The sequence below is a fragment of the Bdellovibrionota bacterium genome (assembly GCA_035292885.1).
GTDB lineage: Bacteria > Bdellovibrionota_G > JALEGL01 > JALEGL01 > DATDPG01 > DATDPG01.
In genome coordinates this window covers 1-20296 of the sequence record DATDPG010000128.1, presented here as the reverse complement: position 1 = coordinate 20296, position 20296 = coordinate 1, and the positions used below count along the sequence as shown (strand labels likewise).

Genomic DNA, 20296 nt, shown 5'->3' with positions numbered 1-20296 from the left:
ATTCGGAGTTCACACGTCGTGCACTTGAGCTTCGGTCCGTGCGCCACGCCGTTGATCACGAGGCCGCAGGTTCCGCAAATTCCTTCGCGGCAGTCGCTCTCGAACGCAACCGGCTCCCGGCCTTTGAGAACCAATTCTTCGTTCAGTTTGTCCAGCGCCTCGAGAATCGACATTTCGGGGAGAATGTCGGTGATGTCATAAGTGACGAGCCGCCCCGGCGCACTCGGTCCCTCCTGCCGCCAGATCCGGAATGTGAACTTCATCGCTACGTCCCCTTGTTCATTTGTAGTTTCGCTGCGCCGGTTTCACCCGGTCGAACTCCAGCGGCTCCTTGTGCAGTTCCTGATCTCGTCCCGCGCCTTTCCATTCCCACGCGGCGACGTGGGAGAATTTTTCGTCATCGCGGAGCGCCTCGCCTTCCGGAGTCCGATATTCCTCTCGAAAATGGCCGCCGCACGATTCTTTCCGTTCGAGAGCATCCACGATCAACAACTCCGCTAATTCTAGATAATCCGCCACCCGCCCGGCGTACTCGAGTTCCTTATTGAACATTTCATTGGTGCCGGTCACGCGGATGTTGTTCCAGAACTCGTCTCTCAGGCGGCGTACCTCGGTGCGCGCGAGCATAAGCCCTTTTTCGTTCCGCCCCATACCCACGTAATCCCACATGACGCGGCCCAATTCCCAATGAAGTTGTCGCGAGGTTTTCCTCCCCTTGATGGCGAGCAGTTTACTTACGGCAGAGCGAACTTCGTTTTCTACGGATCGAAAAGCGTCGTGATCGGTCGAGAGTCTTGGAAACGTGTTACTGGCCAGATAATTCCCCAAAGTAGCCGGAATGACGAAGTACCCGTCCGCCAATCCTTGCATCAGAGCGCTGGCGCCGAGGCGGTTTGCGCCGTGGTCGGAGAAATTTGCCTCGCCCAGGACGAACAGACCCGGAATCGTGCTCATCAGGTGATAGTCCACCCAGAGGCCGCCCATTGTGTAATGGGGCGCGGGGTAGATCCGCATCGGGAGACGATAAGGGTCCTCTCCCGTGATCTCTTCGTACATCGAAAAAAGGTTTCCGTATCGGTCGCGAACGACATCGGCCCCGAGGCGCGAGATCGCATCGGTGAAATCAAGATACACCGAGTATCCGTTCGGTCCGACGCCGCGGCCTTCGTCACAGACCCGCTTGGAGGCTCGCGAAGCGATGTCGCGCGGAACAAGGTTGCCGAACGCCGGGTACTGGCGCTCGAGAAAATAGTCGCGCTCTCCCTCCGGAATTTGATCGGGGGATCGTTTATCCCCCTTGGCTTTCGGGACCCAAACTCGGCCGTCATTTCGGAGGCTCTCGCTCATGAGCGTTAACTTGGACTGCGTGTCGTTGGAGAACGGAATGCATGTCGGATGGATCTGGGTGAAACAGGGGTTTGCGAAAAGCGCGCCCCGTTTGTGGCAGCGCCAAATCGCCGTGGCGTTGCAGCTCACCGCATTGGTGGAAAGATAAAACACGGTGGAATAGCCGCCTGTGGCGACGCAAACGGCGTCGGCCGCGTAGCGTTCCATCTCCCCGGTTATAAGATTACGGACGACGATACCTCGGGCTTTTCCATCCACAACGACAAGGTCGAGCATTTCCCGTCGCGGAAACATTTTGACCGTGCCTTCGTTTACCTGTCGAAGCAGGGCGCTGTAACACCCAAGGAGCAGTTGCTGTCCGGTCTGTCCGCGAGCGTAAAAGGTTCGGCTGACTTGAGCGCCGCCGAACGAACGATTAGACAGAAGCCCACCGTACTCGCGGGCGAACGGAACCCCTTGCGCCACGCACTGGTCGATAATCGCGGTGCTGACCTGGGCGAGTCGATAGACATTGGCCTCCCGAGCCCGGAAGTCGCCCCCTTTTACGGTGTCGTAAAATAGCCGAAAAACGCTGTCGCCGTCGTTCTGGTAATTCTTGGCGGCATTGATTCCCCCCTGTGCCGCCACGCTGTGCGCGCGCCGGGGAGAGTCATGAATGCAGAAGGAAAGAACGTTGTATCCCAGTTCTCCCAACGAAGCCGCTGCGGATCCCCCGGCCAAGCCGGTACCGACGACGATAACCGTATACTTCCTTCGGTTTGCCGGTGAGACGAGCTTCGCTTCCGCCTTGTAGCGGTCCCATTTTTGCTCGACCGGTCCTCCCGGTGCAGCCGCATTCAGTTTCATGGCGAGCCTCCGGAGAAAAAGACCCAGAGCGGGATGATTAGAAATCCGATCGATAGAACGGCGGCCAGAGCTGTGCCGATTCCGTACAGAATCGGCGTGTAGCGAGGATGGTGAACTCCCAGGGACTGGAAGGCGCTCCAAAATGCGTGCCGAAGATGGAGCCCGAGAAGGATCATGCACGCGACATAAAAGGCGACATATCCCGGATGAGAAAATCTTTCGACGACGAGGCGGTGCAGATCCCGGATTTCCGCGCCGCCGGCCATGCTGACATATCCCTCGGGGATCCCCGGGCCGTACTTGAAAGAACGAACATGAATGAACACGAATACTAGGATGACGATGCCGCTGTAAATCATCGTTCGAGAAGAAAGCGTTTTGCGGCTTGGGCCTCCTGCATTTCCAACCTCTTCATAGCCTTCCGGGCGAGCCTTGAGTTTTCCGATTGCGACGCAAATTCCCTCATACATGTGAAGCAGTAGGAGCAGGAGTAAACCCAGCTCCACAGCGATGAGGAGGGCGCCCAGGCTGGTCAGAAAATGGGAGTAACGATTAAATTTGTCTGCATTTCCGGTGAGAAGCGTCAGATTGCCAGCCAGGTGTCCGATGAGAAATCCGATCATGCCCAAGCCGGTGATGGCCATGATGATTTTCTTCCCGACCGAGGAATGTAGAAAGGATTTCAGCATCCGCATCCGTCCGACAAAATCAAAAAGCGGTGTCTTTATAGGCTGAAAGCTGCGGTTCGACAAATTTGGGACGGGGCCGCATGGAGCCTACAGCGCTCCCTCCATTTCCGAATTTTCTAGTTGAAGATGAACTATTCCGTCGAAAGGTTTTCGAGGACGAAGCCGGCGAGGATTTTTCGCGTGTTGGGGTCGACGTTTTCAAAGGCGATTCCAAGAAGGGTGGCTTCCTCCGGCCGAGAGCCGTCGCTGCTGTGGACCACTTTCCCTTGCACCCTAAGCGGTACTTCGCGTTGGGGGAGGGTAAATTCCAATTCGATCTTGTCGTTCACATCGAGGGGAAAATTCGTCGCCAGAAGCATCCCCGACCAGCTTAGGTTGATCGCTTCGATGTAGCCTTGAATCGGGTGGCCGTTATGCGTGGCAAGTACTGGAAACGAAACGTCTAATCGGTGCCCTCGAATCCGGCGGTCCTCCACCTTATCGAGAGAGGCGTCCGGAGGTCGGCTTGGCGTGCGGCCGTGCAGCTTATCGACCTTGCCCATATCTTTATTGTGCACAGAGCGGGCGGGGAATGCAATTAGACTATTTTCTTCCCGAATCGCTCCCAGCGCAGCCGCCAATGCGCCGTGTCGATGGAGAGCCAAACAAAAAGGGCTCTTCCACGGATGTTTTTCATGGGCAAAAAGCCCCAGACTCGGCTGTCGCGCGAGTTGTCCCGATTATCTCCCATGACGAACACGTGACCGACCGGTACTTTGAGCGGACCGAAGTTCGTGGGTAACGGAAAGGATTCAAGGACAAAGTGTTTCTTTTGGCCGATCTGTTCGTACGCAAGGCGCGCGGCGCTCTTGGGGACGTTCAGAACGACATCCGAGAGAATAGACTGATCCACGGCCGTGGTTCGCGTGACGGGATTTCCGTTGATGAACAGTACATTGTCTTTAATCTCGAGCGCGTCGCCTTCGGTGGCCACGACCCGTTTAATGAAATCCAGGCTCTCATCTTCCGGATAGATGAATACCACGACGTCGCCGATTTTCGGCTGGTCGTACGTCACGAGATTGTAATTCGTGAACGGCAGCTTGACGCCGTAGGAGAGTTTGCTGACAAAAATGAAATCGCCGATCTTCAGCGTCGGGATCATGGAGCCGGTGGGGATCTTGTAAGGAGCGGCGACCGAATACCGGAAAATCAGGGCTACGAAAACAGCGATGACGATAGTCTTAAAGGACTCGAAAAACTCCTTCGGATTTTCGCGGAGCTTTTTCCACCATTTCATACTCTAGCCTCCCTTTTGCGCTGTTCTCCCAACTCCGCTTCGCTCGGGCGCATATATATCGGCTCCACTGAATGAATGTCGACCGTCAGGCCCTGGCTCAATTGTTCATGAGCCAGTCGGGCCAAAACGAGGCCGCGCGGGATATCCGCTTCGGAACCGATCCAACGTATGGCGGGAGATTTCAGCTGCTCCAGTTCGTTCTTGTATTTCCGGGCGCCGTCGCCGAAACAGACGACAGGTCCCGGGCGTTCGCGCAGCAGTTGCGCCGCTTCCGTGTCTCTAGGCGAGACGACGGTTTCAAGTCTGTCGTCCGTCCATCGGTAAACCGCTCCATAGACACGTCCTTTTCGCGCGTCGAGCATGGGGGCGAGAAAGATTCCCGGTTGGAGGAAGTTGTGCGCCAGTACTTCCAGCGAGGTTAAACCCGTCACCGGTTTTTTCGCCGCCCAGGCCAATCCCTTAATCGTAGAAAGGCCCACGCGGAGTCCCGTGAATGAGCCCGGACCCATCGTAACGCCGAAGGCTTCAATGTCAGAAATGGTGAGCCTCAATTGGGACAGCAGCCATTCGATGCTGGGCAGAAGCGAGGCGGAGTATGCCTCTTTGGAAAGGAGCGCGAGTTCTCCCAGCGGGGCGCCATCCTCGGAAATTCCCACGCAGCCGCAGCGGGAGGACGTATCGATGGCTAAAACCCTCATCTCAATTGAAATTGAAGAGTTCCCTAATTCGGTCGAGAAAATAGCGCTTGATGTCGATGTAAAACACCAAAACCATCAAACCGATGATGACCGCAAAGCCCACACGCTGAGCGAAATCGCGGAATCGGGCATGGACCGGGCTCCCTTTGATCAGTTCAATGATGAAAAAGAAAAGGTGCCCGCCATCCAGCAGCGGAATCGGCAGGAAGTTCAGAATTCCGAGCATGATGGAAAGCATGGCCATCATTCGGACGAAAGCCAGCCATCCACCGGCCTTGTAGGAGCTGCCCGCCAGATAGAAGATCGAGATCGGCCCGCCGAGGTTGTCGACCGAGACCCGTCCCCGAACCATTTTAACGAGACCGGCGATCTGGGTGATGGAAAAATCGACCGTTTCGTCCACTCCATGTTTCAAAGCCACGAAGGGATTGAGGTATTGTTCCTTTCGAGTAGCCGGCTCTCCCCCGATCGAGGCTGAAACCACGCCCAGCTGGCGGGTTTTCTCTTTTTTCCGGGTCAATTCATCTTGGCGGACGATCTCCTTGGGGACGAGATCGATTCGCACCTCTTGTTTGTTTCGGAGAATGCCCAGCGTGATTTTCTCGCCCTGGTTCTCACGGATTCTTTTTTGAAAGTCATACCAGCTGTTCAGACGTTCGCCGTTAAGGGAAAAAAGACGATCTCCGACCTTTACGCCGTGCTCCGACGCGACGGTATCGGGCATGACCTCGCGAACGTAGAGTTCGCCCTCTTCAATGCCGGCTTCTTTCAGGGTCTTCCCTTTTGCGGGAAGAGTAATGTCCAATTTCTCGGATTTTTCGATGGTCGTGAATCGTTCGATGGAGAGCTTCCGCGGTTCCCTGGATTGCCCGAAGGCGTCGGACAGTTCCCACCAGTAGCGCGTCGGTTGACCGTTGACCGACGCAATCACGTCCCCGGTTTTAAGCCCCGCGCGCGCCGCTACGCTTTGGGAATCCATAATTCCGACGGTCGGCCGCAGCGGCGACATGTCGATGCCGATTTTGCCGACGGCTTCCTTTTCCCCGTACATGTTCACGTCTTGTTCGCTGATCGGTACAGCCGTCAATTCGAGCGTTTGGTTCCCTCGTTCGATGGCTACCTTCGTCGGATGGCCCGCCCGCCGACTCAATAGGGCGGTCATGTCGGACCATTTCCAAATCGACTGACCTTCGATCGCCGTAATCTTATCTCCGGGCCGCAGTCCCGCCTTTTCCGCCGGATACCCGGGAATAACTCGCCCGACCTGGGAGATCGGCGTGGGCATCCCAACCATAAAAAGACCGGTAAAAAGTACGACGGGAAGAATCAGGTTTGAAAACGGGCCCATCGCCACGATTCCAATTCGTGTGAGAGGTTTTTTGGCCGCAAAGGAACGTGGATCCGTGGACGGGCTCGCGCCCTCCTCCTTTTCAACCTCCTCCCCGAGCATCTTTACGTAGCCGCCGAGGGGGAGGGCGCAAATGGCGTATTCGGTGTCGCCGATCTTTTTCCTAATGAGAGCGGGGCCGAATCCTAGCGCGAAGCGTTCCACGTATACGCCGGCCCATTTTGCCATCAAGAAGTGGCCGAGTTCGTGAATGAACACCAAGATACCGAATAAAATGACGGCCAAGATCGCGCTCGAAAACATCAGTTCGTTCCCTTTTCTGTAATTAAATCAGAGGCCTTTTGTCGCCCCCAGGTATCCGCCGAAATAAAATCTTCCAGCGTTTTGGAGGAGGTTTGCCGATACGATAATAGCACTTCGCGGTTAATTCGCGCGATATCGGTGAATCGGATTTTTTCGTCCAAGAACGCCTGCACGGTAACCTCGTTGGCGCCATTGAGGGCAGCGGGGTAAGTCTCCCCTTTTTGAAGAGCTTCCCGGGCCAAGTCCATCGAAGGAAAACGCTCGTTATCGGGTTCGAAGAACGTCAATTCCCTAGTTCGCGTCAGATTGAGCGACTCCATGACGCCATCGAGACGGTTCGGATAGGCCATGGCGTAAGCGATCGGGCCGCACATGTCCGGAACACCCAGCTGGGCGATGATCGACCCGTCGATAAACTCGACCATCGAATGAATCACCGATTGGGGATGGACCACAACGTCGATACGGTCGGAGGAAAGGCCGAAGAGCCAGTGTGCTTCGATGATCTCGAGCCCTTTATTCATCATCGTCGCGGAGTCGATCGTGATTTTCGATCCCATTTTCCAGTTGGGGTGCGCCAAAGCTTGTGCGGGCTTCACGCTCGAAAGGTCCAATTCGGGTTGGCGGAAAAAGGGTCCGCCGGAGGCCGTTAATATCAATTTCCGAACGCTTTCACGCGGTGCTCCTCCCAGCGCCTGAAAGATGGCGTTGTGCTCGCTGTCCACCGGCAAGAATCGCGCTCCTGATTCTTGAACCGTCCGGCTCACCAGCGCTCCGGCGACCACCATCGCTTCCTTGTTCGCAAGTCCAATCGTCATCCCCTTTCTTGCCGCAGCGAGCGTAGGGCGAAGTCCGGCGGCCCCGACGATTGCGGAAATCAAGACATCGGTTCCGGGACAGGTAGCCACCGCCTCGGCACCTTCGGTTCCGTATTCAAGTCGAGTTTCCGATCGTCGGCCCAATAACTTTTTCAGCCGGTTCAAACCTTCTTCGGTTTTCGTGGATGCGACTACCGGCGAAATCGTTCGAATCTGTTCGGCCAACAGTTCAATGTTGTCGCCGCCGGCTAATCCGGAGACACGAAACCGGTCGCGATATCGCTGGACGACTTTGAGCGTGCTCGTTCCGACCGATCCGGTGGAACCAAGGATGGCTACTGAGCGTGTATCCATTGCGCTGTCGGGGCCTCGATCAGCTGCTCGCTGGTTCGGCCGTATCTCCGCTCGCGTCGGTTGAAGTCGAGGATGGCCCGGCAGAGTTCGTCGATTGTGAAGTCGGGCCAGAGCATGGGCGTGACGTAAAATTCCGTATAGATCGTCTGCCAGGGAAGAAAATTAGACGTTCGAAATTCTCCGCTCGTGCGAATGAGAAGATCGGGATCCGGAAGGCCCGCGGTGTCCAGTTCCTGAGAAATCATATGCTGGTTAATTTGTTCCGGGCGAACCCCACCTTTGGCCACTCGCATTGCGATCGAACGGACCGCTCGAACGATCTCATCCCTCCCGCCGTAACTTAAAGCGAGAACCAGGGACATGCTCTTGTGATCCCGCGTCAGCTCCAACGTTTCATTGAGGATTTCGCGGATTTCTTCCGGAAGGCGGCTTAAATCACCGATCGCCCGCAATCGAACATCTTTCTTTTGAAGGAGTTCCCGCTCCGACACCAGGAATTCCTTTAAAATTTTTAGAAGAGCCTTGATTTCATCCCCCGGTCGGTTCCAATTCTCCTCGGAGAATGCGTACAGCGTAAGAACCTCGACACCCAGCTCCCGACAGGCGGTCACCGCCCGGCGCACGGCTTCCGCGCCATGCCGATGGCCCCGAAATCGAGTAAGCCGGTGCGCTTTCGCCCACCGGCCGTTTCCATCCATGATGATCGCGATATGCCTGGGGATCTGGGCGCCTTGAAGTGTATTTAATTCCTTAAACTTCAAGAATTTCCTTCGACTTCGAATCCACCAGCATGTCGACCTTCTTAATATAGTGGTCGGTGATCTCCTGGATCTTGTGCTGGCCCCGCTTGCCGTCGTCCTCGCTGATTTTCTTGTCCTTCTCAAGCTTCTTAATTTCTTCCATGGAATTTCGGCGCACGTTTCGAACGGCGATTCGGGACTCCTCGCCGATTTTGTGCGCGACTTTAACCAGATCCTTGCGGCGCTCTTCGGTCAGGGGAGGGAAGGGGAGGCGGATGATTTTGCCGTCGTTCTGGGGGTTGAGGCCGAGTTCCGACTTTTGAATGGCTTTTTCGATGGCCGAAATGGAGCTCACATCCCACGGCTGAACCACGAGCATGCGGGGTTCGGGACAATTGATGCTCGCCATTTGGTTCAGCGGCGTCACCGTGCCGTAGTATTCCACTCTTACGACATCCAAAATCGCGGGCGATGCGCGGCCGGTGCGAAGTTTCGAAAACTCATCTTTTAGAATCTTGAGCGCCTTCTCCATGTGGTCCGTGGAGTTCTTAGAAACACCGTCCAACATGTCACTCTCCTTTCACCGTGGTGCCAATGCTATCTCCCTGAATGACACGGAGGATGTTTCCTTTTTTCGTCATGTTGAAGACGATGATCGGCAGGTGATTGTCCATACACAGGGATGTCGCCGTTGAGTCCATGACTTTGAGACCCTTTTTGAGGACATCGAGATACGTCAGCTGGTCGAATTTTCGCGCGTCCGGGAATTTCAGCGGATCCCGGTCGTAGACGCCGTCGACACGTGTGGCTTTAAGAATCACGTCGGCGTTGATCTCCATGGCTCGCAGTGACGCCGCAGTGTCGGTCGTAAAGAACGGGTTTCCGGTGCCGGCGGCGAAAATCACGACACGCCCCTTTTCCAGATGCCGACGCGCTCTTCGGCGAATGTACGGTTCGCACAGAGCTTCCATGTGAATCGCACTCAGCACCCGGGTGAAAACCTCGCGCGATTCCAAGGCGTCTTGCAAGGCCAGCGCGTTCATCACGGTTGCGAGCATCCCCATGTAATCGGCCGATGCCCGATCCATTCCCTTGGCGGAGCCGGCGATACCGCGGAAAATATTCCCTCCGCCGATGACAATGGCCAGTTCAACGCCCAGACGATTGATCTGTTGGATCTCCTCCGCCAGGCCGCTCAGAACCGTGTTGTCGATGCCGTAACTTTCATCGCCGCAGAGGGCTTCACCGCTTAATTTAAGGAGTACGCGTTTGTACTTAATTTTCGCCATGTGCGTCTACGAGTGGAGTTCCTTGGCTACAGCTTCCGCCAGGTTCTCATTACGTTTCTCTATCCCTTCGCCCAGCTGAAATCTCGTAAACCGGCGGATCGAAAGGTTCTCCCCCAGTTTCGCGATCAACTCCTGCAAGACCGTTTGGACGGTCCTGTTGGGATCTTTGATAAAGGGCTGTTCCAACATGCAGACGTCCGCGAAGTACTTGTCCACTTTTCCGGATACGATTTTCTCGATCACGGCCTCCGGCTTTTTCGTCTCCTGCGCCTGGGATTTATAGATCTGTCGTTCGGCCTCGATCACGGCCGGCGGAACTTCCTCTCGGCGCACATACGTCGGGTTGGCCGCGGCGACGTGCATGGCCATATCATGAACAAAGTTCTGAAAAAGTTCCGTCTTCGCCACGAAGTCGGTTTCGCAATTGACTTCGATGAGCACGCCGATCTTACCTCCGGCGTGGATGTATGAAGTGACCATTCCTTCGGCCGTCACGCGACCCGACTTTTTAGCGGCGCTGGCGAGCCCCTTCTTGCGGAGATAATCCACCGCCTTGTCCAAGTCTCCCGACACCTCCGCCAAGGCTTTTCGGCAATCGAGCACTCCCGCCCCGGTTTTTTCCCGGAGCGTTTTCACCATATCCGCTGTAACGGTCATCACGAGCTCCTCAATCGTCGGGCTATTCCGTCGGACTAGCGGCCAAACGTTCCGCCTCTTCGCTTACTTGATCCGTGATCGCAAAGCGGCTTCCCGAACCGGAAGCGCCGCCGCTGGCCGCGGAAGGTTCTTCCGACTCCGTCGTATGGCGGGTCTCCTGCTGAATGCGAAGCTCCAAGGCCCGCTGCCCTTCCAGACAAGCTTCGGCCGCCGCATGAAGGAAAAGCCGCAGGGATTTGATGGCGTCATCGTTCGCCGGAATGACGTAATCGATTCCGTCCGGGTCGCAATTCGTGTCGGTGATCGCTACGATCGGGATCTGAAGTTTTCTCGCCTCGCTTACGGCGATATGTTCCGTCTTCGGATCCACAACCACGAGCAGCCCGGGAACCCGGTGCATCGTCTTGATCCCGGCCAGCGCCTTGTCCAACTTCATTCGCAATTTTTCGAGTTGGACGGCCTCTTTTTTGACGAACTTCTGATACTGATCGGTTTCCTTCATTTTGTTGAGTTCATCCAAACGGTCGATCCGGCTTTTGATCGTGCTGAAGTTCGTGAGCATGCCTCCGAGCCATCTCCGATCGACATAATATTGCGCGGATCGTTCCGCTTCCTCGCGGATGATGTCCTGCGCCTGTGGCTTCGTGCCGACGAACAGGATCTTTTGTCCGCCGCGTACGACATCCACGATCGCCTTGTATCCTTTGGCCCAGAGCTGCGCCGTCTTCTGAAGATTGATGATGTAAATCCCGTTGCGGGAGCCGTAAATGAAGGGCTTCATTTTCGGATTCCAGCGGTGCGTCTGATGCCCGAAATGAGCGCCCGCTTCCAAGAGTTCGCGAACACTTAACATAATTCCAACCGTCCTTTTGTTGTTTGGTTAAGAGCGCTTAACAAAATGGGTTTCGTTACGCGCTCAGTCCTCCGCTTTCCAGCTCCGTTTTAAGAGGAGTCCCCAAAACCTCTTTCGAGGCCACCAGGGGGCGGGAAATCCCGGCCGAGTCATAAAACCCGGCGAAAGCGTGCGTCGTTAAAAAGCGCCGCAATATATGTAACTTAGCTGCGTAAAGTCAAGGTCCGCGAGAAGCCAAAAACCCTATCTTTTCGACGATTTCGGAGCAGGCGGATCGTTTTCTGGGTGGAGAGGCAAGAGAACGATGTCGATCCGTCGATTTTTCTTTCTCCCTTCCGGGCTGGAGTTCGATGCGACCGGCCTATTCTCGCCGAATCCGGTGGCCGCCAGGCGAGACGGGTCGAGACCGTTGCTTTCCAAGAAGCGCACCACCGTGACGGCCCGGGCGGCGGAAAGCTCCCAGTTGGTCGGAAACCGTCTCTTGAGATTGCCCCGGATCGGAACATTGTCCGAGTGCCCTTCGACCTGAATCTGCTTGTCGCGCGCCTGCTTCAGAATATCGACCACCTTTATCAGCACCTTTTTCCCTTGGGACTGAATCTGATCGCTCCCGGACGGAAAAAGAACCTGCTCCGCCACGTTTACGGTCAGCCGGTTCCCCTGCTGGGCGATGGCCACCTGCCCCTGGGCGATTTCATCCTTCAATGACTTTACGAGGTCGTCGTAGGTCTTCGTAACGAATTCGACCTTCTCCTCCGATTTGGCCTTTTCCTGTTTTAGACGAAGAAGTTCCTGCTGGGCCGCCACGGACGTCTTGGAATACTCACTGGTCTTGGAAGCCAGAATTTGATTGGTGCTCGCCAGGTCCTCGTTTCGAGATTCCAGATCCGTCGCCCGTTTGCGCGTGTCGTCGAACTGCTGCCGAAGCGAATCCCGTTCCTGAGTTGTCGTGGTAAGTTCGGAAGAGAGGCGGGCATTCTCCGCGAGAGTTTTTTCGTGCTCCGATTTCAAAACGCAGCCGCCCAAACTCAGAAGGACGATCGCTAGTAGAAAACAAGAACGAGAGCCTTTCATTAATACCTAATCTGCCGCAGCGGATTGATATACGCAACCCTGATATATATAGAGCCACTATGGCGGATTTCTTTTCGGAAGCGACGACGGGATTTCTACGGCCGATTGCGGCCTATCTGACCGACCCGGACGTCAGCGAAATCATGGTCAACGGCCCGGCGGAAATCTACGTCGAGAAGAAAGGGAAAATCTACAAGACGAAATCGGCCTTCGAAGACGAGGAACAACTTATGGCCGCGGTGCGGCGCCTTTCCCAGGCCGTAGGGCGCACGATCGACGCCACCAACCCCATGATGGACGCCCGCTTGCCGGACGGCTCCCGTGTGCACGTCATGATTCCCCCCTGTGCCCGCCGGGGAATTTACGTTTCGATCCGGAAGTTCGGCCAGCACACGCTGGCCATGAAACAGTTGGTGGATGTCGGGGCTCTTTCGATCGGGATGGCGAAATTTCTCAACCTCTGCGTGGCCCTGGCCAAGAACATCATCGTGTCGGGGGGCACTTCGTCCGGAAAGACGACGCTGCTGAATGTCATTTCTACGCTGATCCCGCCCGATCAAAGAATCATTGTGATCGAGGATTCAAGCGAGCTGCAGCTTCAACAGGAACATGTCCTTCCGATGGAAACGAGGCCGCCGGAAGCGAACGGGGAAGGGGGAGTGACCATCCGAGATCTGCTGCGGGCCTCGCTTCGAATGCGGCCGGATCGGATCGTCGTTGGGGAGGTAAGGGGAGGGGAAGCGCTGGATCTCTTGCAGGCCCTTAATACGGGTCATTCCGGATCGATGGCGACGATTCACGCCAATACGCCCAAGAGCGCGCTCGCCCGGCTCGAAACGCTCGCTTTGATGTCCGACGTCAACCTTCCGTTGCGGGCGTTGCGGAACCAGGTGGCCACGGCGATCGAAATCGTCGTTCAAGCAGCCCGGTTTCGGGACGGCTCGCGGCGGATCACGCATATCTCGGAAGTGCGGGAATTGACCGACGACGGCCAATATGTAGTCAACGATCTCTTTGTCTTTCAAACGCAGAAAGTCGATGACAAAGGAAAGCTCGTCGGGCGCCACGTTCCGACCGGAACCCTTCCCAGCTTCTTGGCCGATGCCAAGGCGCAGGGTTTCACCGTCGATGAGACGTTATTTCAAGCGGTGAAGTAAAGAAGCACGACTATGGCAGCTCCATTTCCCGGCAGAATTTCAAGAAGGGAAGGACGCGGATCCGTCCTGAGGAGTCTTCGAAGTCACGATCTCCCAAATGCACTTGAAAAAACCGGGGAATCGAGACGCGCTGCTGAAAATAGCGGATCGCCGAAGAGATTTCTCTTTCTCCCGATTTACACTCTACCGCAAAAAGCGGCTTACGGTCCTGAAGGACGACGAAATCCACTTCCCGTTTATCGATATCCCGAAGATACCGCAGTTCCATATCGAATCCCTCCGTATCTTCTTTGAAATGACAGAATTTAAGGAGGTGCGAGGCCACCAGATTCTCCAGGCGCGGTCCGCCTTCGGGAGTTTCCGACCAGTCCCAAAAGTAAAGTTTGCGTTCCTTCTTGACCGCGCGAATCTGAGGTGATCCGTAAGGCGAGATCCGGTAGCACACGTAGAGCCGTTCCAAAATGTCGAGCCATCGGTCCACCGTGTCGTGGGCCACTTGCAAATCCTCGGCAAGGCTCTTGATGGACAGGGGGGACCCCACGCGCGCCGGAAGAGCGCTGAGCAACAATTCAATAAGACTCAGTTCGCGCACACGCTCCAAATCGCGAAGATCGTCCCGAACCACGCGAGTTCGTCGCTCCCGCTGCCAGCGGCGCCACTCGGTGAAATTTCCCTTAAACAGCGGTTCGGGAAAGCCTCCGAACGTAAGGAGGTCCTTCAGATCGGATGGCGACGATTTGGGATTCATCTCGTTAAGAGAAAAGGGATGCAGGCGGTGATAGTGGTAGCGACCCTGAAGCGAGTCTCCTCCGCGTCGGTAGAGATCCAGGCGCGCCGAGCCAGTGACGAGGAACTGTCTCAACCCTCGGTTGGTGTCGAATAACCCCTTCAATAGATTTCGCCAGCGTGCAAATTTGTGAACTTCATCGAAAATGACGAGCGGCTCGTTTGAAGGCAACGTGCCCCGCATGATGTTTTCCCTGGCGTGGGGATCATCCCAGCTGAGATAAGCGGGATGCCGAACGGAACCCTTCTGAAGGAATCTTAGGGCGAGGGTTGTTTTCCCGACCTGCCGCGGGCCCCCTAAAAAGACCATTTTGGACGCGAGGTCTCGACGGATCTGCTTTTCTGGATAGCGCGAGCGGGAGTTCATGATTAAAATAGGTATAATCCTATTTTACTCGTGAGTAAAGTAGGAAATGCCCTGAAACGATAACGGAACCATCTCCCGTGACGGACCAAACACAGGGTTTCACCGTCGATGAGACGTTATTTCAGTCGTCTAAGTAAAGCCGGATCGCTTCTGAAATCCTTTCCATAATGGTTGAGGCGGCTAATCCCAATGAGCCTTCCAATCTGGATTTGGCGACCTGTCGGATGCCGGGAACAACAACAAATGATTTTTTGCCTGTAGGCAGCGGTATCTCTAGTCGCAAAGGCCAAATGTTCGGCGGCTGGGTGGAAAGCGGGAGGATGACAACCGTGGGCAGATGCTCATTTTGTTCTGAATTCGAAACAATGAGTCCGGGTCGAACCTTCCCGAACTCGGGCGGAGAGCTGTCCTCTAAGTTCACCCAACATATCGTGCCTCGTTTCATGCTTTCCTTTTCTTTGGAGGATGGACGAGATCCACAGACTCCCAATCCTCCAGCCATTCGCGCTCTCGTTGATTTTCGTTGAGAAAATTCGAGTAGCGTTCCCCCGCGTCACGAAGTTTTCTTCGTTCGATATCCCGCAGGAGGATTTCCCGAATAAAGGCCGTGAGGCTCTTGGTTGGTGGCTTTATGGCATCCAGTTCGGAAAGTATTTTTCCTTCAAGTTTTATGGTAGTTGCCTTCATACTAAAATAGTACTTTGAATCAAACTAAAACTCAACTATTGGTTTCAGATCGGCTGCCAGCCACTCTCGGAAGAAGCGCTGCGGTTTTCGTTGAGCCTTACGTACGGGAAGTGGGTTTGGGTTGATACAGCGCGCCCGCGATGAGCGTTCCGCCGATACATTCGGCGAACGCGGCCAGGCAAGTAACGAACGGAACGAACTTTCCGATCGTCGACCATGCGACGGCAGCCACGTTTCCGGGAACACCCACCAAAAAGCCGACAATGAGACCGACTTTAATCGCCGTTACAGCGCCCGGGCTCATCGTGTCGCGAGAAGCGGCATAGAGCCACGCCAGCATGATTCCCACGAGCACGGAAAGGACGACGCTCATTGGCATGTACGGGATTCTTGGTTGAGCGAAGTAGTGCCCCATACGGGTCAGGTTTTGGTAGCGTTCCCCCAGAATTGCCATATGTGCGACCGCCTGCACTACGAAAACCCATGCCCCGGCCACGATACCGCCGATCAGGACTCGCTTTGCATTCAATGGACACGTCATGTTCGTTCTCCTTTTCTTGCAGGTTTACGGTGTGATCCGCTCCATCATTCGCGGGAACGGGATGGTTTCCCGGACGTGGTGAAGTCCGCAAATCCAAGCCACCGTTCGTTCCAGTCCGAGGCCGAAACCGGCGTGGGGCACGCTTCCGTACCGCCGAAGGTCGAGATACCACTCGAACGCCGAACGAGGCAGGCCGTGCTCTTTGATTCGTTTCTCCAGTTTTTCAAGGGATTCCTCGCGCTGACCACCGCCGATGATTTCACCGTATCCCTCCGGCGCCAGCACGTCCATGGAAAGCGAAAGCCGCGGATCGGCGGGATCCTCTTTCATGTAGAAAGCTTTGTTGGCGAGCGGGAAGCGGTGAACGACGATGGGCCGGTCGAACTGTTTGGTCAGAAGCGTTTCTTCGTCCCCTCCAAAATCGTCACCCCACTCCACCTGAGCCCCCGCTTTTTTGAGAACCTTGACGGCATCTCCGTAGGGAACCCGAGGGAACGGTTTCCGCACGGCTTCGAGAAGCTGGGTATCGCGTTCTAAAATTTTAAGCTCCTCCGCTCGGTCGGCCAGAACGCGACTCACGATCGATACGACAAAATCTTCGGCCAAATTCATGTCCGCTTCGAGATCGAAGAAAGCCATTTCGGGCTCCACCATCCAAAACTCGGTGAGATGTCGTCGCGTCTTGGACTTCTCGGCCCGAAACGTCGGGCCGAAACAATAGACCTTTCCGAACGCCATCGCTCCGGCTTCCATATAGAGCTGCCCGCTCTGCGTGAGGTAAGCCTTGTCGCCGAAATAATCCGTTTCAAAGAGAGTCGACGTGCCTTCGCAAGCGGCCGGCGTAAAGATCGGCGCATCGAGAAGGGTGAATTGATTCGCATCGAAATAATCTCGGATCGCTTTGACGATTTCGCTTCGAATCCGAAGGATCGCGTGCTGGCGCTTCGATCGCAGCCAAAGATGGCGATGTTCCATGAGAAAGGCCACGCCATGGTCTTTCGGCGAGATCGGATACTCGTGGGAAAGAGAATAAATCTCGATCGACCGGACGCTGATTTCGTACCCGATCGGAGACCGTTTGTCGGCTCGTACGACGCCGGTAACGGCGAACGAAGATTCCTGCGTGAGTTTTTCGGCCTTGGTGAACTCTTCTTCGCCCAGCTCGCTCTTTACGGCAACGCATTGAATGACACCGTAGCCGTCTCGTAACTGGAGAAACTGAATCGGCCCGCTCGAGCGCTTGTTATGCAGCCATCCGCGCATCCTGACGCTTTGGCCGTCGAACTTCGCGATTTCGCGAATCGTAATGAACGATGTTTCGGACATTGGGGTTTACGGAGGATTCCAAACAAAAGCGAGCTGCGCCACGACGCCGGTCATTCGAAGCTGCCGGTAAGGGCCCTCTCCAAGGCTCTTGAATTTCACCCGGAACGTCTTGGACCAGTGTGTGACATAGGGGTGAAAGTACTGAAGAACCGGATCGTTCGAGGTCATGGGGGTGACCGAAAACGGCTCCTCGACCGTTTGGCCGGAAGGATCGTTGGACAACGTCAGTCGCCAGACGTTCGGGTCCGCCGTGATTCGTGCGCTCTTTCGATCGCTGGTGAAATGAGAGACGAAGAACACGTCATAGTCCCGGGTTTCCGCCAACTGCCGAGCCAGCATTTCGTTTTTCTTGTCCGGCGGGAGCTCGTATCGCTTGGCGTATTCCTCCACATAAGCTTGCTGCAGTTCTTTGGTTTCGTATGTCACGGTCGTCAAATATTTCACTTGGTCCACGTCGAAGAAACTTCGCTCCCTCGTCATGGAATTGAGCGCTTTGTGGTACGGCGTGGAGAGGTCGCCGAACACGTTCCGATTGGGTGCGCAGCCGGTTGGGCCTCCGCCCAGACCGACAAGAATCAAGACGGCTGCGATTCGAGAGTCCAAGGATCGCTACGAGGAGGTTGATTTTGCGCCGCTGGACGGGACGCGGCGTTTCATGGGGACTCCCAGGCGTTCAACGGCGTCCAAGAGGGAGTCCAAGTCGATCGGTTTGTCGAAATATTGATCGGCGCCCAACCGCTTCGCCTCCTCCCGGACCTCATCCGACCCGAACGCGGTCATGACGATCACCTTGGTGTCCGGGTGGCGTTTCTTCGTCAGCTCGACGATGTCCATCCCTTCCCGGTCGCTTGTTTTGGAAAGTCGGACGTCCGTGACGATCAGGTCGAAGTAATAATTCTGAAGAGCTTTCTCCGCCCATTCGACCTTATTGCAGGTGATGACATCCACTCCATCCATTTTGAGCGCGTAGGCCAGGCTCAAAAGGATCGTTTTCTCGTCATCGACGACGAGGATGCGTTTGACCGTTTTCATGGAGGACCCTCGTTCATACCGAATTCGCTTCCTGCGTCAAGGCGGCCCGCAACGGAATCGCAAATCGGATGGTTGTTCCATCTTTCGTGTCGCTGGCGCAATGGATCGTTCCGCCATGCTCTTCCACGATCTTTCGGCACACGGCCAGACCCAGGCCAAAGCCGTCCTTTTTAGTAGAAAAAAATGGCTGAAAGACGAGGGGGAGATTTTTCCGTTCGATCACCTCTCCGGAGTTGTTGATTTCAAATGTCCATTCCACCTTAGGGGTTGTCGTCACGTGGCTTCGAACGTGGATTATTCCTCCCTCCGGGGAGGCTTGCATGGCGTTCAAGCAGAGGTTCAAGAGGACCTGACGTATTTGGGTGGGGTCGATCATGATCTCGCTCGATGTAGGTTCGAACTCCGAATCGATCCGTAGGTTTTTTGACGACAGGAGCGCACCGTGAAACTCGAGCAGTTCGGAACAAATATGCCGGGGATCTGTGGGCGACAGCTCGAGGCGTTTGGGTCGGGAGTAAAGTAAAAGATTCTCCAGCAATTTATTGAGCCGGGTGATTTCGACGAGCATGGAATCGCCCAGTTCACAAAGCTCCGGATCGTGCTTGGTCTCGCGCGCAAGAATTTGGGCGACCGAAGAAATGCCGAACAGGGGATTTCGGATCTCGTGGGCGACGGCGGCCGCCATGGCGCCGACCGCGGCCATGCGAGACTGTTCCATCAGCGCCTTCTCCATTTTGACGATATCGGTCAGATCCTGGTGGAATCCGGCCCGACCGCAGTAGCGGCCGGCTTCGTCCACAATCGGAAAACTCGTATTCATCACGGGAATCCGGCGGTTATCTTTGTGCAGCCTTTCCGTCCGGCGCCGGACGATCACGGCGTGTGGATCGCCGGGCTGTCGTGTCAATATTTCGTCGGCCTCGTCCATTTTTTCCGGCGGAACCAGAACCTCTCGAATGTTTCGGCCGAGAACTTCTGCGGCGGTGAAGCCGAAGATCTTTTCGGCGGCTTTGTTCCAAAAGATGAATCGACCTTCTTCATCCACGGCACTCACCGCATCCACCGCCATCGATACAATCCGGGCCAACAAGCGAAGCTCCTCGTCTTTTCTCTTCCGTTCCGTGATATCCCGCTTGATTCCGACGTAGCAGGTCGATTCGCCTCTTTCGCTTCGAACCGGGAAAGCCGCCAATTCGATGTTGACGAAAGAGCCGTCTTTTCGACGGCTGATCAGTTCTCCCCGGTAAGTGTCGTTGGCTTGAAGCCTCGCCGCGATTTTCTGGAACGCCTCCTCTCCGAAGTGAATCGCCGGCGTGGCATTGGATAGTTCAGCATCGTGGTATCCGAGCAGAGTGCGGTGGGCGGGATTCTGTTCACGGTATCGGCCGTCCAGGTCGAGGATGGCGATCGCGTCGTTCGAGTTGGTAAAGACTTCCCGATAGAGTTTTTGTTTTTCTTCAATGAGTTTGCGCTCCGTAATGTCTTCGATGACGGAAATGAAATACTTCGGTTTTTGAATGGCGTCGCGAACGGTGGATACCGTGAGCATGGCCCACATCGTCGAGCCGTCCTTCCGAACGTACCTCTTTTCGGCGCTGAGGCTTCCGACGGTGCCTCGAAGAAGCTGATCCAGGTACTGCTCGCTTTTTTTGAGGTCTTCCGGATGCGTCAGGGACCGGAAGGACATTTTCAGGAGTTCCTCGCGTTCGTAGCCAAAAAGCTGGCAAAGCTTCCGATTGGCGTGGAGGAACATTCCTTCGGGTGAAACATGGGAGATTCCCACGGCGGCTTGTTCAAATGTAGCGCGGGACTGTTCCTCGCTTTCTCGAAGCGCCTGCTCGATCCGTTTGCGTTCCGAAATGTCCTCTACAACGGCGATCAAATATTTCGGTTTTCCCGACGAATCGCGCACGGCGCTCCCGGTCAGCGTCGCCCAGACGATGGTTCCGTCCTTTCTCACGTATCTCTTGTCGATCGAACAGGTGCTCATTTCACCGCTTCGAACCTTTTCAAAAGTCCGCTCGCTCGCTTTCCGATCCTCGGGATAGGTGATGTCATTAAAAGTTTTTCCCATCAGCTCGTTTCGCGAATAACCGACGATTTCG

General features: G+C 55.5%; 22 protein-coding genes. 1 reads left to right on the top strand and 21 read right to left on the bottom strand.

All coding sequences use genetic code 11. From position 1 onward, the window contains the following. The 14 genes from VI895_09940 to VI895_09875 all read right to left on the bottom strand — a co-directional run. Positions 1-263, bottom strand: a 263-nt coding sequence (locus VI895_09940; GenBank protein HLG20117.1) for a 2Fe-2S iron-sulfur cluster-binding protein, incomplete at its 3' end; no start/stop codon positions are given. A 16-nt stretch (positions 264-279) separates the two neighbouring features. Beyond that, a complete protein-coding gene (locus tag VI895_09935) occupies positions 280-2193 on the bottom strand; it encodes a fumarate reductase/succinate dehydrogenase flavoprotein subunit (protein ID HLG20116.1) in 1914 nt (637 codons plus the stop codon). Continuing rightward, positions 2190-2882 (bottom strand): succinate dehydrogenase cytochrome b subunit, encoded by a 693-nt coding sequence (locus VI895_09930; GenBank protein HLG20115.1) that lies wholly within the window; start codon positions 2880-2882, stop codon positions 2190-2192. Before VI895_09930 ends, VI895_09935 begins: the two co-directional genes overlap by 4 nt. A 131-nt stretch (positions 2883-3013) precedes the next feature. Then, on the bottom strand, positions 3014-3439 hold the full coding sequence (locus VI895_09925) for a PilZ domain-containing protein (protein HLG20114.1): 426 nt from the start codon (positions 3437-3439) through the stop codon (positions 3014-3016). Between the two features lie 20 nt (positions 3440-3459). Next, positions 3460-4161 carry a signal peptidase I gene (gene lepB / locus VI895_09920; GenBank protein ID HLG20113.1) on the bottom strand — a complete coding sequence of 234 codons (702 nt, stop codon included), beginning with the start codon at positions 4159-4161 and terminating at the stop codon, positions 3460-3462. Beyond that, positions 4158-4859 carry a tRNA (adenosine(37)-N6)-threonylcarbamoyltransferase complex dimerization subunit type 1 TsaB gene (tsaB, locus tag VI895_09915; GenBank protein ID HLG20112.1) on the bottom strand — a complete coding sequence of 234 codons (702 nt, stop codon included), beginning with the start codon at positions 4857-4859 and terminating at the stop codon, positions 4158-4160. Before tsaB ends, lepB begins: the two co-directional genes overlap by 4 nt. A 1-nt stretch (position 4860) precedes the next feature. Continuing rightward, positions 4861-6510: an RIP metalloprotease RseP gene (gene rseP / locus VI895_09910; GenBank protein HLG20111.1), complete on the bottom strand. Its 1650-nt coding sequence runs from the start codon at positions 6508-6510 to the stop codon at positions 4861-4863. Then, a complete protein-coding gene (locus VI895_09905; GenBank protein ID HLG20110.1) occupies positions 6510-7682 on the bottom strand; it encodes a 1-deoxy-D-xylulose-5-phosphate reductoisomerase in 1173 nt (390 codons plus the stop codon). The genes rseP and VI895_09905 overlap by 1 nt, the downstream gene beginning before the upstream one ends. Next, on the bottom strand, positions 7664-8443 hold the full coding sequence (locus VI895_09900) for an isoprenyl transferase (protein ID HLG20109.1): 780 nt from the start codon (positions 8441-8443) through the stop codon (positions 7664-7666). The genes VI895_09905 and VI895_09900 overlap by 19 nt, the downstream gene beginning before the upstream one ends. Continuing rightward, on the bottom strand, positions 8433-8990 hold the full coding sequence (gene frr, locus VI895_09895) for a ribosome recycling factor (protein ID HLG20108.1): 558 nt from the start codon (positions 8988-8990) through the stop codon (positions 8433-8435). The genes VI895_09900 and frr overlap by 11 nt, the downstream gene beginning before the upstream one ends. Position 8991: 1 nt before the next feature. After that, the gene (gene pyrH / locus VI895_09890; GenBank protein ID HLG20107.1) at positions 8992-9711 is read right to left on the bottom strand and encodes a UMP kinase; all 720 of its coding nucleotides are present in this window, start codon (positions 9709-9711) and stop codon (positions 8992-8994) included. A 6-nt stretch (positions 9712-9717) separates the two neighbouring features. After that, positions 9718-10368: a translation elongation factor Ts gene (gene tsf / locus VI895_09885; GenBank protein HLG20106.1), complete on the bottom strand. Its 651-nt coding sequence runs from the start codon at positions 10366-10368 to the stop codon at positions 9718-9720. Between the two features lie 22 nt (positions 10369-10390). Next, the gene (rpsB, locus tag VI895_09880) at positions 10391-11221 is read right to left on the bottom strand and encodes a 30S ribosomal protein S2 (GenBank protein HLG20105.1); all 831 of its coding nucleotides are present in this window, start codon (positions 11219-11221) and stop codon (positions 10391-10393) included. A gap of 243 nt (positions 11222-11464) precedes the next feature. Continuing rightward, entirely contained in the window at positions 11465-12295 is an 831-nt protein-coding gene (locus tag VI895_09875) for an OmpA family protein (GenBank protein ID HLG20104.1), read from the bottom strand. 59 nt (positions 12296-12354) lie between these two features. On the opposite strand from VI895_09875, the gene VI895_09870 reads away from it, so the two are divergent. Next, positions 12355-13452: a CpaF family protein gene (locus VI895_09870; protein HLG20103.1), complete on the top strand. Its 1098-nt coding sequence runs from the start codon at positions 12355-12357 to the stop codon at positions 13450-13452. 10 nt (positions 13453-13462) lie between these two features. On the opposite strand, the gene VI895_09865 is transcribed toward VI895_09870, so the two are convergent. From VI895_09865 to VI895_09835, 7 genes are all read right to left on the bottom strand, one after another. Then, entirely contained in the window at positions 13463-14605 is a 1143-nt protein-coding gene (locus VI895_09865) for an ATP-binding protein (GenBank protein ID HLG20102.1), read from the bottom strand. 441 nt (positions 14606-15046) lie between these two features. Beyond that, positions 15047-15292, bottom strand: coding sequence for a hypothetical protein (locus VI895_09860; GenBank protein HLG20101.1), 246 nt, complete (start codon positions 15290-15292; stop codon positions 15047-15049). Between the two features lie 97 nt (positions 15293-15389). Continuing rightward, entirely contained in the window at positions 15390-15833 is a 444-nt protein-coding gene (locus tag VI895_09855; protein ID HLG20100.1) for a hypothetical protein, read from the bottom strand. A 24-nt stretch (positions 15834-15857) separates the two neighbouring features. After that, positions 15858-17159, bottom strand: coding sequence for an asparagine--tRNA ligase (asnS, locus tag VI895_09850; GenBank protein HLG20099.1), 1302 nt, complete (start codon positions 17157-17159; stop codon positions 15858-15860). A 6-nt stretch (positions 17160-17165) separates the two neighbouring features. Next, the gene (locus VI895_09845) at positions 17166-17762 is read right to left on the bottom strand and encodes a hypothetical protein (protein HLG20098.1); all 597 of its coding nucleotides are present in this window, start codon (positions 17760-17762) and stop codon (positions 17166-17168) included. Positions 17763-17768: 6 nt separating this feature from the next. Beyond that, positions 17769-18191: a response regulator gene (locus VI895_09840; protein HLG20097.1), complete on the bottom strand. Its 423-nt coding sequence runs from the start codon at positions 18189-18191 to the stop codon at positions 17769-17771. A gap of 13 nt (positions 18192-18204) precedes the next feature. Next, a partial coding sequence (locus VI895_09835) for a PAS domain S-box protein (GenBank protein ID HLG20096.1) occupies positions 18205-20296 on the bottom strand: 2092 nt, incomplete at its 5' end.

Bases quoted from the DNA above. Each gene is read 5' to 3' on its own strand.
- VI895_09935 (HLG20116.1), bottom strand. From the start codon at position 2,193: ATGAAACTGAATGCGGCTGCACCGGGAGGACCGGTCGAGCAAAAATGG.
- VI895_09930 (HLG20115.1), bottom strand. From the start codon at position 2,882: ATGCTGAAATCCTTTCTACATTCCTCGGTCGGGAAGAAAATCATCATG.
- lepB (HLG20113.1), bottom strand. From the start codon at position 4,161: ATGAAATGGTGGAAAAAGCTCCGCGAAAATCCGAAGGAGTTTTTCGAG.
- tsaB (HLG20112.1), bottom strand. From the start codon at position 4,859: ATGAGGGTTTTAGCCATCGATACGTCCTCCCGCTGCGGCTGCGTGGGA.
- rseP (HLG20111.1), bottom strand. From the start codon at position 6,510: ATGTTTTCGAGCGCGATCTTGGCCGTCATTTTATTCGGTATCTTGGTG.
- VI895_09905 (HLG20110.1), bottom strand. From the start codon at position 7,682: ATGGATACACGCTCAGTAGCCATCCTTGGTTCCACCGGATCGGTCGGA.
- frr (HLG20108.1), bottom strand. From the start codon at position 8,990: ATGTTGGACGGTGTTTCTAAGAACTCCACGGACCACATGGAGAAGGCG.
- pyrH (HLG20107.1), bottom strand. From the start codon at position 9,711: ATGGCGAAAATTAAGTACAAACGCGTACTCCTTAAATTAAGCGGTGAA.
- tsf (HLG20106.1), bottom strand. From the start codon at position 10,368: ATGACCGTTACAGCGGATATGGTGAAAACGCTCCGGGAAAAAACCGGG.
- rpsB (HLG20105.1), bottom strand. From the start codon at position 11,221: ATGTTAAGTGTTCGCGAACTCTTGGAAGCGGGCGCTCATTTCGGGCAT.
- VI895_09875 (HLG20104.1), bottom strand. From the start codon at position 12,295: ATGAAAGGCTCTCGTTCTTGTTTTCTACTAGCGATCGTCCTTCTGAGT.
- VI895_09870 (HLG20103.1), top strand. From the start codon at position 12,355: ATGGCGGATTTCTTTTCGGAAGCGACGACGGGATTTCTACGGCCGATT.
- VI895_09865 (HLG20102.1), bottom strand. From the start codon at position 14,605: ATGAACTCCCGCTCGCGCTATCCAGAAAAGCAGATCCGTCGAGACCTC.
- VI895_09860 (HLG20101.1), bottom strand. From the start codon at position 15,292: ATGAAGGCAACTACCATAAAACTTGAAGGAAAAATACTTTCCGAACTG.
- VI895_09855 (HLG20100.1), bottom strand. From the start codon at position 15,833: ATGACGTGTCCATTGAATGCAAAGCGAGTCCTGATCGGCGGTATCGTG.
- asnS (HLG20099.1), bottom strand. From the start codon at position 17,159: ATGTCCGAAACATCGTTCATTACGATTCGCGAAATCGCGAAGTTCGAC.
- VI895_09840 (HLG20097.1), bottom strand. From the start codon at position 18,191: ATGAAAACGGTCAAACGCATCCTCGTCGTCGATGACGAGAAAACGATC.